Below are 12,028 nucleotides of genomic sequence, written 5' to 3'. Positions count from 1 at the left end.
ACAGGCAAGGAACAGGGGAGAGCGGCGATGACGGGAGCAGAGTTAGTCGTAAAGGCGCTGCAGAAACATGGGATAACAACGGTATTTGGCTATCCGGGCGGGGCCATCATGCCGATATACGATGCCCTATACGACGGTGGTGTTGAGCATATCCTATGCCGCCACGAGCAAGGGGCAGCCATGGCCGCTATCGGCATGGCGAGAGCGACCCAGGATGTTGCAGTATGCATGGCGACATCCGGCCCGGGCGCCACCAATTTGATGACAGGTCTGGCTGATGCCTTCCTCGATTCAGTACCAATTGTCGCCATCACCGGCCAGGTTGCCAGCCCGCACATCGGTACCGATGCCTTCCAGGAAATGGATGTGATCGGCATGTCGCTAGCCTGTGCCAAGCACAGCTACTTGGTGACCGATATCAACGAGCTGATCCCAACGCTTGCCGAGGCCTTCGAAGTGGCCAAGGCTGGCCGCCCGGGACCGGTCGTGGTCGATATCGCCAAAGATGTCCAACTTGCCCTCGCACCTGAAGGCGATCTGACCCCAATTACCCCACCGGCTATCCCTGTTGTGACTAACGAGCAGATAGCGGCCGCCCAGCAAGTTCTCTCCGCTAGCCAGCGCCCGGTACTGTATGTCGGCGGTGGCGTCCAGTTGGCCCATGCCACCGACACGGTTCGTACCTTCCTTGCCATGAACCCAATGCCATCGGTCAGCACCCTCAAGGGCCTGGGCACTATCGAGCGCCACGACCCGCATTATTTGGGGATGCTGGGAATGCACGGCACCAAAACGGCCAATCTGGTGGTACAGGAGTGTGACCTGCTGATTGTTATCGGCGCCCGCTTCGATGACCGGGTGACCGGCAAGCTAGATACCTTTGCACCGCATGCCAAGGTGATCCATATCGATATCGATGCCGCCGAGTTCAACAAACTTCGTCATGCCCATGCCCCGCTGCGCGGTGACATCAACGTAATCTTGCCGCAACTGGAGCTAAGCCAGGATATCAGTGACTGGGTTGACTACACTTCAAGCCTACGCCAACAGAACAAGTGGCGCTATGACCATCCGGGCGATCTGATCTATGCGCCGCTGCTGATGAAGCAGCTATCCGACATGATGCCGGATTCATCAATGGTCTCGACCGATGTCGGCCAGCACCAGATGTGGGCGGCCCAACACATCCAGCCACGTCAGCCACAAAACTACATCACCTCGGCAGGCCTTGGCACCATGGGCTTCGGCTTACCGGCAGCGATGGGCGCCAAAGTAGCCCGCCCGGATGACGAGTCTATCCTGATCACCGGTGACGGCTCATTCATGATGAACATCCAGGAACTCGGCACCCTCAAGCGCCGCCAAATCCCGGTCAAGATGGTGCTGATCAACAACCAGCGTCTCGGCATGGTACGCCAGTGGCAGTCGCTGTTCTTCGATGGCCGCCACAGCGAAACCATCCTAGATGACAACCCGGATTTCGTGATGCTGGCTAAAGCCTTCGATATCCCGGGCAAAACCATCACCCGTAAAGAAGAAGTCGAGCCTGCATTGAAAGAAATGATGGCGAGCAAAACGGCTTACCTGCTCCATGTATTGATCTCGGAAGAAGACAATGTATGGCCCCTCGTACCACCTGGCGCGGCAAATCAAGATATGCTGGAGAATACTTAATGGACAGATATTTACTCGACATCAAAGCGGATGATAAGCCAGTATTACTAGAGCGGATCTTGCGCGTTATCCGCCACCGTGGTTTTGTGATAAAACAAGTGAATGCAACCCAAAACCACGAAAGCAAAATAGCCAGTATCGAAATCCTTGTCGACAGCGACCGCCCGATAACGACGCTGATCAACCAAATCGAAAAACTTTGGGATATTCGTACCGTAGAAACCACACTCGTAGAAAACCGAGATTAGATTTTAAGGAAGGAACAAAAATGGCCAACACAGCGGATTTTATTTGGTTCAACGGTGAAATGGTGCCTTGGGGCGATGCCAAGGTGCACGTCCTAACCCATGCCATGCACTACGGTACCTCGGTCTTCGAAGGTATCCGCTGCTACAACACCCCGAAAGGTCCGGCGGTCTTCCGCCACAAAGAGCACATGGATCGCCTGAAGAACTCAGCCAAAATCTACCGCTTCCCGATCCCGTACAGCTCAGATGAGCTGATGGAGATCTGCCGCGAAACCCTGCGGGTCAACAAGCTGGAGTCAGCTTATATCCGCCCGCTGGGCTATGTCGGCAATGTTGGCCTGGGCGTCTGCCCGCCGGTAGACACCGAGATGGATTTGATGGTCGCCGCCTTCCCTTGGGGCTCCTACCTTGGCGAAGAAGCACTGGAAAACGGCGTTGATGCCATGATCTCCAGCTGGCATCGTGCCGCGCCGAATACCATCCCGACCGCAGCCAAAGCTGGCGGTAACTACCTGTCATCACTTCTTGTCGGTGGTGAAGCCCGCCGCCACGGCTATGCCGAAGGTATCGCTCTGAGCGTTGACGGTTACCTGTCTGAAGGGGCTGGCGAGAACCTGTTCGTGGTTCGCAACGGCATCCTGTCAACACCGCCAACTACCAGCGCCATCCTGCCGGGGATCACCCGCGATACTATTATGACCCTGGCCAAAGAGCGTGGTTATGAAGTTCGTGAGGAAAACATTGCCCGCGAGGCTCTGTATCTGGCCGACGAGATCTTTATGACAGGCACTGCAGCTGAAATCGTTCCGGTCCGCAGCGTTGACCAGATCACCGTGGGCGAAGGCAAACGCGGCCCAATCACCAAGGTGCTGCAGGAAGCCTACTTCGGCCTGTTCAACGGTAGCACCGAAGACAAATGGGGTTGGCTTGACTACGTTTACCCTGCCGACAAGTAAACACTGACACAGCAGCCGGTGTGGACACCACGCCGGCCAAGCAATACAGCAAAAGGATTTTTCGTTATGCCCAAGTACCGCTCCGCCACCACCACCCACGGCCGTAATATGGCTGGTGCCCGTGCCCTATGGCGCGCCACCGGCGTAAAAGATGAAGATTTCGGCAAACCAATCATAGCGGTGGTGAACTCGTTCACCCAATTTGTTCCGGGCCATGTCCACCTCAAGGATCTCGGCCAGTTAGTCGCGAAGGAAATTGAAGCGGCGGGCGGTATCGCCAAAGAATTCAATACCATTGCCGTTGATGATGGTATCGCAATGGGCCACGGCGGGATGCTTTACTCGCTACCGTCACGTGAGCTGATTGCCGACTCGGTCGAGTACATGGTCAACGCCCACTGCGCCGATGCCATGGTATGTATCTCGAACTGCGACAAGATCACCCCGGGAATGCTGATGGCCTCACTGCGCCTCAATATCCCGGTGATCTTTGTCTCCGGCGGCCCGATGGAAGCCGGTAAGACCAAACTATCAGATCAGATCCTCAAGCTGGATCTGGTTGATGCCATGATCCAGGGTGCCGATCCGAATGTGTCCGACGAGCAAAGCGAGCAGATCGAACGCTCGGCGTGTCCAACCTGTGGCTCCTGCTCGGGTATGTTCACCGCCAACTCAATGAACTGCCTGACCGAAGCCCTTGGCCTGAGCCAGCCGGGCAACGGCTCGATGCTGGCTACCCACACCGACCGCGAACAGCTATTTATCAACGCCGGCAAGCGCATTGTCGATCTGACCAAGCGTTACTATGAGCAGGATGATGAAAGTGCACTGCCACGTAATATCGCCACCAAGCAAGCGTTCGAAAACGCCATGGCGCTGGATATTGCCATGGGCGGCTCGACCAATACCGTCCTCCACCTGCTAGCCGCGGCACAGGAAGGCGAGGTCGATTTCACCATGGAAGACATCGACCGCATGTCACGCCAGGTACCGCACCTATGTAAAGTGGCCCCATCGACCCAGAAGTACCACATGGAAGATGTCCACCGTGCCGGTGGCGTGTACGGCATTCTTGCCGAGCTGGACCGTGCCGGCCTGTTCCAGAGTGATTGCTACAACGTACTGGGCGAGCAGTTCGCGGAAAGCTTCAAGCATTACGATATCGTTCAAACCCAATCGGAAGAGGTGAAATCATTCTTCCGTGCCGGCCCTGCAGGGATCCGTACCACCCAGGCATTCTCGCAAGACTGCCGCTGGGACACGCTGGATGATGACCGTGAAAACGGCTGTATCCGCAGCAAAGAGTATGCCTTCAGCCAAGATGGCGGTTTGGCTGTTCTGTCCGGCAATATGGCGCTGGACGGCTGTATCGTGAAAACGGCCGGTGTTGATGAAAGCTGCCTGACCTTTACCGGCCCGGCGGTGGTCTTCGAAAGCCAGGAAACCGCAGTCGAAGGCATTTTGGGTGGTAAGGTCAAAGCGGGTGATGTGGTAGTGATCCGCTACGAAGGCCCGAAAGGCGGTCCAGGTATGCAGGAAATGCTCTACCCAACCACTTACCTCAAATCTATGGGGCTTGGCAAAGAGTGTGCCCTGATCACCGACGGCCGTTTCTCCGGCGGTACCAGCGGCCTGTCGATTGGCCACGTCTCTCCGGAAGCTGCCAACGGCGGTACTATCGGCCTGATCCAGGACGGCGACACCATTGCCATCGATATCCCGAACCGCAGCATTGATCTGCAGGTTGATGACGCGACACTGGCTAGCCGTCGTGCGCAAGCCGACCAGCGTGGTTGGAAGCCACTGGATCGCCAGCGTGAAGTGTCCTTTGCCCTACGCGCCTATGCCAACCTTGCGACCAGTGCCGATAAAGGTGCGGTGCGCGATAAATCGAAACTGGAAGGGTAACCTATGATGAGCGAAGCCACTCAGGCCAATGAGATCGAGCTGCCCAGCGGGGCAGATTACCTGCGGGATATTCTCCGGGCTCCGGTTTATGAAGTCGCTCAGGTCACACCACTACAAAGCATGCCCCGCCTCGGCGGGCGCATCGGCAACCAAGTACAGCTCAAGCGGGAGGACCGCCAACCGGTTCACTCCTTCAAGCTGCGCGGTGCCTACAACATGATGTCCCAGCTCACTGACGCCCAGCGTCAGGCTGGGGTGATTGCCGCGTCGGCGGGTAATCACGCCCAAGGCTTGGCCATGTCAGGCAAGCACCTAGGCGTTCAGGCGACCATCGTCATGCCACGAACGACTCCAGACATCAAAGTGGATGCAGTTCGCGGTTTCGGCGGCAAAGTAGTATTGCACGGCGGTAACTTCGACGAAGCCAAAGCCCATGCCGAAATGCTGGCAGGGCAGCATGGCTACACCTTCATCCCGCCTTTCGACCACCCCGCGGTGATTGCCGGGCAGGGGACGATTGGGGTTGAGCTGGTGCAGCAAAACGGTCACCTCGATTACATCTTCGTCCCAGTCGGCGGTGGCGGTATCGCGGCAGGGGTCGCGGTACTCATCAAGCAGCTAATGCCACAAATCAAAGTGATCGGGGTCGAAGCCGAAGATTCCGCCTGCCTACGTGCAGCGCTGGATGCCGGTGAGCCGGTGACGCTTGAGCAGGTTGGTATGTTTGCCGATGGTGTCGCGGTAAAGCGGATTGGTGAAGAGACGTTCCGTCTTTGCCAGCAGTACCTTGATGACTCCATTACCGTGAGCAGCGACGAGATCTGCTCTGCGGTAAAAGATATCTTCGAAGATACCAGGGCAATTGCCGAACCTTCCGGTGCACTATCGCTAGCCGGACTGAAGAAATTTGCAGAACGCCACCAGCTCAAAGACAAACAGCTAGCGGCAGTGCTGTCGGGCGCCAACCTCAACTTCCACGGCCTGCGCTATGTGTCTGAACGTTGTGAGCTGGGTGAAAAGCGCGAGGGCTTGCTGGCTGTTACTATTCCTGAGCGTCCGGGCGCGTTTCTCGATTTCTGCCATATCCTCGGCGGCCGTGCCGTTACCGAGTTCAACTACCGCTACAACAATGACAGCTTAGCCAATGTCTTTGTCGGGGTACGCTTGATACAGGGGCAGGAAGAGCTCGACAGTATCATTACAGATCTGCGCAAAGGTGGTTATCCGGTAGTGGATTTATCCGATGATGAAATGGCCAAGGTCCATGTCCGCTATATGATTGGCGGCAGGCCGTCGAAACCATTGAAAGAGCGTCTATACAGCTTTGAGTTTCCAGAATATCCCGGCGCTTTGCTCAAGTTCCTCAACACCTTGGGCACCCACTGGAATATCAGTCTGTTCAACTACCGCAACCATGGCGCTGACTATGGCCGGGTATTGTGTGGATTTGAATTGGAAGAGCAGGATTTGCTGTCCTTTACCAGTCACCTGCGTGAACTTGGCTACAGCTGGAAAGACGAAACAGATAACCCGGCCTATCAGTTCTTCCTCGCTCAATAATCACCGGGCTTGGTCATTCAAACGACTACAAGGCAGCCTCCTGGGCTGCTTTGTTTTCACTGCCACCTTCCATACTAATATGTTCCAGTACCACTTTAAGCTGACTGATATGGCAGGCGAGCAATTGACTGCGCAAGGGCTCTGATAGCTTTTCATACAGAGCTGAAAGTTGGATCAATTCTGACTTCAACTGTTCATGCTGCATTTCAGGACGCTGGATATCAAACACGAACCAACCTAAAGGTTGCCCTGTCAGCTCCGCAATCCTTACCAAGGTGGATATCCGCGGCTCAGTTTTGCCCGATTCGAGATCCAGATAGGTTTGTCTGGCCACATCCAGATGCCTAGCCATCGCTACCTGGGAAATACCTTTCCACTCCCTTGCATCCTTGATCCGTTGTGCGATCCACGATTTTACTTGTTCCATAGCCTCCCCGCTTATTCCTTCCACGCCATATAGTGCAACCTATGGATATGGAAGGAGTATCTCACTCCCTTAATGAGTATAATGTCATTCATATGATGATTATTCATTAGGAACAATGATTTACATAGCAGGCAAGTTTATAAACTGTGAATCCCTCCCTGCGTTGACTAGCATTCAAGACACGCCGTATATGATTATGTCGGCATACGCCGACACAGCTCTGACCACTTTATGACTTGTCACGTTGGGTTAACGCACGGGTGTATTCCGCCATAAATCCCGCCAAATTAATGCTTTGCTGCAAAATGACATTCCTGGCTGAATGGGGTAATCGGCTGAAATACTGCAACAGGCGATCGATCTCTTCTTTATATTCACTTTCCAATATTTCAATGCCTTCATCACCGTACACGAACCAGGTCAAGGGACGCTCAGTGATCTCGGAAATCTCCGACAGCATCCTGACCTTGGGCTCGGTCTTGCCGGTTTCCAAATCCAGATAAGTCTGGCGGGCGACCTTAAGTTGCTGGGCCATGTGCACCTGGGTCAGGCCTTTCCATTCCCTGGCTTCTTTTATACGGGCTGCGATTTGGGCTTTCGGATCTGTCATGTCACACCTCCAATACAACACAATGAATAATGCCTAGCTTTCATTACTGGATTGCACAACATAAGCCAACTTGAGAGTAATTTAACAATCCATTAAATAACAACAATTTACTCTTATATACCGTTCGCGCTGTTGTAATTTGGTTTGCAAATGGTAACCAGGATGCCCAATTTTCCTAAAACGCAAAAAAATCATTCACCCCTGTCTAGATAGTAGACCCTACCACCTAAGGGCAATAAAAAAGGCACCCGCTTGGGTGCCTTTTCTCACTTTTGAGACAAGCTGTTAGCGCATTGGCTAACAGGCTGATTTTTATTCGACTGTTACCGCCTTGGCAAGGTTACGCGGCTGATCCACATCCGTACCTTTGATCAGTGCAACATAGTAAGACAATAGCTGCATCGGGATGGTGTAGTAAATTGCAGCTGTGATCTCGCTAACGTGCGGCATGGTGATGATCTTCATGGTCTCATCACCTTCAAAGCCAGCATCGGCATCAGCAAAGACATACAGCAGACCACCACGGGCACGCACTTCTTCAACGTTAGATTTCAGCTTCTCTAGCAGGTCGTTACTCGGTGCGACGACAACGACTGGCATGTCAGCATCAATCAGCGCAAGAGGACCGTGCTTTAGCTCACCGGCAGCATAAGCTTCAGCGTGGATGTAAGAGATCTCTTTGAGTTTCAAAGATGCTTCCATCGCGATTGGGTAAAACTCACCACGGCCCAGGAATAGGGTGTGGTGCTTATCGGCAAAGTCAGGTGCCAGCGCTTCGATTTCTTTTTCGAACGATAGGGCGGCGTTGATCTGCTGCGGCAGGGCATGCAGAGCCTCGACGATCTCCCTCTCTTTCTCTTTGCTGATGCGGTTTTGCTGTTTACCCAATGCCGTTACCAGCATCAAAAGGGCTGAAAGCTGAGTGGTAAACGCTTTGGTTGAAGCGACACCGATTTCCACACCCGCGCGGGTCATGAAGGCAAAATCTGATTCGCGCACCAGAGACGAGCCCGCCACGTTACAGATGGTCATTGCCGCCATATAGCCTTTTTCTTTCGCCAGGCGAAGGGCTGCTAGGGTATCGGCCGTTTCACCAGACTGGGAAAGGGTGATCAGCAGGCTATTCGGACGAGTCACAAACTTGCGGTAGCGGAATTCAGAGGCGATCTCCACATCACAGCTCACACCGGCAATGTCTTCGAACCAGTAACGCGCAGTCATACCCGCGTTGTAAGACGTACCACAAGCCACAATCTGGACGTGCTCAACCTTGCTGAGGATGTCTGCTGCGTTGACACCAATCGCTTCAGTCACCACAGAATCAGCCGTGATACGGCCTTCCATGGTGTTGATTAGCGCAGTTGGCTGCTCGTAGATTTCTTTCTGCATGAAATGACGGTACTGGCCTTTGTCACCGGCATCGTGCTCTGCATTGGATTCAGTGATTTCACGCTCGACACGCTCACCCGATGCATCAAATACCGTGACTTCACGGCGAGTAATTTCAGCTACATCACCTTCTTCCAGGTACATAAAGCGGCGAGTCACGTTAAGCAGTGCCAGTTGGTCAGAGGCCAGGAAGTTTTCCCCTACACCGAAACCGATGACGATTGGGCTACCTGAGCGTGCCACTACGATGCGAGAAGGATCTTTACGATCCAGCGCAACGGTACCGTAAGCACCTTCCAGCTGTTTTGCTGTTTTCTGTACCGCTTCTAGCAGTGTTTCTGAAGTACGCAGCTCCCACTCCACCATGTGCGCGATAACTTCAGTATCAGTCTGAGATTCGAACACGTAACCACGGGACTGAAGAAGCTCACGCAGCTCTTCGTGGTTTTCGATGATACCGTTGTGGACAACGGCAATGTCACCAGACATATGTGGGTGGGCGTTAACTTCTGATGGCTCACCGTGGGTCGCCCAGCGGGTGTGGGCAATACCGGTACCGCCAATCACTTTGGCTTGGTCAACCGCATCGGCCAGCTCCTGGACTTTACCCAGGCGGCGGACGCGCGTTAAGTTTGCGTCACCATCGACAATCGCAACACCAGCAGAGTCATAGCCGCGGTACTCAAGGCGGCGTAGCCCTTCAACCAGAATTTCCGCTACATCACGCTGTGCTACCGCACCAACAATCCCACACATAGTATTTTGCTCCTGAAATTATTCCGCTGCCGCGCAGACCACCTGCACGCCATGCTGTTCAATCTGTTGTTTCGCTTCCATGTCCAAGCCATCATCGGTGATCAGGGTACTGATATTTACCCAAGGTAGTTCAAGGTTAGGGATTTTTCGGCCCACCTTGCTCGACTCCACCATCACCACAACTTCCCGCGATACCTCTGCCATTACCCGGCTCAGCCCCACCAGCTCGTTGAACGTCGTTGTTCCGCGTTCCGTATCGATACCATCCGCGCCAATAAACAGCTGGTCAAAGTCATAGGAACGCAGCACCGATTCGGCAACCTGGCCCTGGAACGCTTCGGAATGCGGGTCCCAAGTACCGCCAGTCATCAACAACGTAGGCTCGTTTTCCAGGCTGTTGAGCGCATTGGCCACATTGAGCGAATTGGTCATTACAATCAGACCATGCTTGTCATTGAGCAGGCTGATCAGGCTGGCTGTGGTGCTGCCGCTATCAATAATGATCCGATTATGGTCACGGATACGGGCTGCAGCCGCCTTGGCAATTGCCAACTTACGAACCGAAACTTGTTCTTCCGGCTCGCTGACCATTTCGGTCGGTATTGAAACAGCACCACCGTAGCGGCGCAGCAACAAACCATTTTTTTCCAGCTCAGCCAAGTCCTTACGAACTGTCACTTCGGAAGTGGCAAAATGCTTGGCTAAGGTATCAACACTGACTTCGCCCTGCTCATTGACCATTGAAAGAATGGCATGGCGACGCTGCTGGGTATTTCGCTTGGACATATAATTACGAACTGATAACTATAAGTTTCGAATTGAAAGAAATACTAGCAGATCAAAACTTTTTTGATCAACTATGTGCAATTAATTTTTTATTCGAAAGAAGAGGGATAAACACCTGCCGATATTTGTCACAGGCATGAAAAAGGCAAGGACATCGCCTTGCCTTTAGGTAAACAGGAGCAAAAAGAATTACTTCTTCTCCGGACGCTTCCAGCCTTTAACGGTGCGGGCTGGGGCACGAGTGATCACCAACTCACCCTCACCGACATTACGGTTGATAGTCGCTCCGGCACCGATAGTCGCGCCTTTGCCCACTTTCACCGGTGCGATAAGCTGGGTATCAGAGCCAACGAACACATCATCGGCAATCTCAGTCTTGAACTTGTTGGCGCCGTCGTAGTTACAGGTAATGGTACCGGCACCGATGTTCACACGATCGCCTATCTCGGCATCACCTAGGTAAGTCAGGTGATTGGCTTTCGAGCCTTGGCCCAAACGCGCTTTCTTCATTTCGACGAAGTTGCCGACGTGCGAGTCACCCACCAATTCTGCGCCCGGACGCAGGCGGGTAAACGGGCCCACCGTACAGTCTTCACCGACGGTTGCCCCTTCAATCACGCTGTATGGGCGGATCACTGTGTTATCATCAATCTCACAATCGGTCAGGATAGAGCCCGCGCCGATCACCACGTTGTTGCCCAGCGAGACGCTACCTTCGATAATGACGTTGGCATCGATTTCGACGTCGGTACCGCACTGCAGCTCACCGCGTAAATCAAAACGGCTCGGGTCACGCAGCATTACGCCTTGCTCCAGCAAACGCTCAGCCTGCATGCCCTGGAAGGCACGCTCAAGCTTGGCCAACTGAACGCGGTTATTGACGCCTTCTACCTCGATAGCACGTACCGGGTGTACCGCTTCAACCGCACGGCCTTCGTTGTGGGCGATTTCGATTATATCAGTCAGGTAGTATTCACCCTGGGCGTTGTCATTTTTAAGGGCAGACAACCAACGTTTCAGATCGCCGCCATTAGCCACCATCACACCGGTGTTGATTTCCTTGATCAGCTTCTGCTCTTCAGAGGCGTCTTTCTGCTCGACAATCGCCACCACAGGGCCATTACGGCGCACGATACGACCATAACCAGTCGGATCGTCAAGAACTACAGTCAGTAGAGCAATACCACCGTCAGGCTGGGCATCGAGTAGATTCTCCAAAGTTTCACTGCTGATCAACGGTACGTCACCGTACAGGATAAGCACCTTCTCGTCTTCCGCCAGATCAGGGCAAGCCTGGTTGACCGCATGGCCGGTACCCAACTGCTCAGCCTGCAATACCCAGTTTACAGGCTCGGCGCTCAAAGCAGCCTGCATCTGATCGCCACCGTGGCCGTATACCAGGTGGATATTGTTGGCGCCAAGGCCAGCACAGGTATCAATCACGTGTTTGGCCATCGGCTTGCCTGCCAGTGTATGCAACACTTTAGGCAGGTTGGAGTACATGCGGGTTCCCTTTCCCGCGGCGAGAATCACAGCGCTAAAGCTCATGACTTAATCCTCTTGGTGCATATCAAATAAGTAACCTAGCGCCATTGTATAATGCCAAGGGCAGCGGCGGCAGGAAAAATAGATAATTTTTTACGAGTAATAACTCACTGTGAAAAGGTAAGTTGGCTCGGGGGTGGATCGTTGGGGATAGATCACAGGTATAAAA

The 12,028-nt window shown here is 53.7% G+C and carries 10 protein-coding genes; 5 read left to right on the top strand and 5 right to left on the bottom strand.

Translation table 11 applies throughout. The annotated features are described in order from the left end of the window. Positions 1-27 precede the first annotated feature (27 nt). The 5 genes from ilvG (at position 28) to ilvA (ending at position 6,346) form a co-directional block, all read left to right on the top strand. Positions 28-1,674 carry an acetolactate synthase 2 catalytic subunit gene (gene ilvG / locus ACXAD4_RS17155; protein WP_475242970.1) on the top strand — a complete coding sequence of 549 codons (1,647 nt, stop codon included), beginning with the start codon at positions 28-30 and terminating at the stop codon, positions 1,672-1,674. Continuing rightward, positions 1,674-1,922, top strand: coding sequence for an acetolactate synthase 2 small subunit (gene ilvM, locus ACXAD4_RS17150; protein ID WP_107300824.1), 249 nt, complete (start codon positions 1,674-1,676; stop codon positions 1,920-1,922). The genes ilvG and ilvM overlap by 1 nt, the downstream gene beginning before the upstream one ends. A gap of 20 nt (positions 1,923-1,942) precedes the next feature. After that, positions 1,943-2,878: a branched-chain-amino-acid transaminase gene (gene ilvE / locus ACXAD4_RS17145; RefSeq protein WP_475242968.1), complete on the top strand. Its 936-nt coding sequence runs from the start codon at positions 1,943-1,945 to the stop codon at positions 2,876-2,878. A gap of 66 nt (positions 2,879-2,944) precedes the next feature. Continuing rightward, complete coding sequence (ilvD, locus tag ACXAD4_RS17140; protein ID WP_475242967.1) at positions 2,945-4,786, top strand: dihydroxy-acid dehydratase; 1,842 nt, start codon at positions 2,945-2,947, stop codon at positions 4,784-4,786. A 6-nt stretch (positions 4,787-4,792) separates the two neighbouring features. Next, positions 4,793-6,346 (top strand): threonine ammonia-lyase, biosynthetic, encoded by a 1,554-nt coding sequence (gene ilvA / locus ACXAD4_RS17135; RefSeq protein ID WP_475243010.1) that lies wholly within the window; start codon positions 4,793-4,795, stop codon positions 6,344-6,346. Between the two features lie 25 nt (positions 6,347-6,371). On the opposite strand, the gene ACXAD4_RS17130 is transcribed toward ilvA, so the two are convergent. The 5 genes from ACXAD4_RS17130 to glmU all read right to left on the bottom strand — a co-directional run bounded on the left by ACXAD4_RS17130 (position 6,372) and on the right by glmU (position 11,862). Continuing rightward, positions 6,372-6,773: a helix-turn-helix transcriptional regulator gene (locus ACXAD4_RS17130; RefSeq protein ID WP_475242965.1), complete on the bottom strand. Its 402-nt coding sequence runs from the start codon at positions 6,771-6,773 to the stop codon at positions 6,372-6,374. Between the two features lie 229 nt (positions 6,774-7,002). Beyond that, positions 7,003-7,383 carry a helix-turn-helix transcriptional regulator gene (locus ACXAD4_RS17125; RefSeq protein ID WP_039468230.1) on the bottom strand — a complete coding sequence of 127 codons (381 nt, stop codon included), beginning with the start codon at positions 7,381-7,383 and terminating at the stop codon, positions 7,003-7,005. Between the two features lie 312 nt (positions 7,384-7,695). Beyond that, entirely contained in the window at positions 7,696-9,528 is a 1,833-nt protein-coding gene (gene glmS, locus ACXAD4_RS17120) for a glutamine--fructose-6-phosphate transaminase (isomerizing) (RefSeq protein WP_475242964.1), read from the bottom strand. An 18-nt stretch (positions 9,529-9,546) separates the two neighbouring features. Then, a complete protein-coding gene (locus ACXAD4_RS17115; RefSeq protein ID WP_475242963.1) occupies positions 9,547-10,314 on the bottom strand; it encodes a DeoR/GlpR family DNA-binding transcription regulator in 768 nt (255 codons plus the stop codon). A 189-nt stretch (positions 10,315-10,503) separates the two neighbouring features. Next, positions 10,504-11,862 carry a bifunctional UDP-N-acetylglucosamine diphosphorylase/glucosamine-1-phosphate N-acetyltransferase GlmU gene (gene glmU / locus ACXAD4_RS17110; RefSeq protein WP_317524645.1) on the bottom strand — a complete coding sequence of 453 codons (1,359 nt, stop codon included), beginning with the start codon at positions 11,860-11,862 and terminating at the stop codon, positions 10,504-10,506. Positions 11,863-12,028: the final 166 nt, after the last annotated feature.

The sequence above is a fragment of the Photobacterium sp. AWH4_225 genome, assembly GCF_056158405.1.
Note: the sequence above shows the minus strand (reverse complement) of the source record. Positions and strands in the feature narration are given on the sequence as shown.

Coding starts and splice junctions, on each gene's coding strand:
- ilvG (WP_475242970.1), top strand. CDS start 28: ATGACGGGAGCAGAGTTAGTCGTAAAGGCGCTGCAGAAACATGGGATA.
- ilvM (WP_107300824.1), top strand. CDS start 1,674: ATGGACAGATATTTACTCGACATCAAAGCGGATGATAAGCCAGTATTA.
- ilvE (WP_475242968.1), top strand. CDS start 1,943: ATGGCCAACACAGCGGATTTTATTTGGTTCAACGGTGAAATGGTGCCT.
- ilvD (WP_475242967.1), top strand. CDS start 2,945: ATGCCCAAGTACCGCTCCGCCACCACCACCCACGGCCGTAATATGGCT.
- ilvA (WP_475243010.1), top strand. CDS start 4,793: ATGAGCGAAGCCACTCAGGCCAATGAGATCGAGCTGCCCAGCGGGGCA.
- ACXAD4_RS17130 (WP_475242965.1), bottom strand. CDS start 6,773: ATGGAACAAGTAAAATCGTGGATCGCACAACGGATCAAGGATGCAAGG.
- ACXAD4_RS17125 (WP_039468230.1), bottom strand. CDS start 7,383: ATGACAGATCCGAAAGCCCAAATCGCAGCCCGTATAAAAGAAGCCAGG.
- glmS (WP_475242964.1), bottom strand. CDS start 9,528: ATGTGTGGGATTGTTGGTGCGGTAGCACAGCGTGATGTAGCGGAAATT.
- ACXAD4_RS17115 (WP_475242963.1), bottom strand. CDS start 10,314: ATGTCCAAGCGAAATACCCAGCAGCGTCGCCATGCCATTCTTTCAATG.
- glmU (WP_317524645.1), bottom strand. CDS start 11,862: ATGAGCTTTAGCGCTGTGATTCTCGCCGCGGGAAAGGGAACCCGCATG.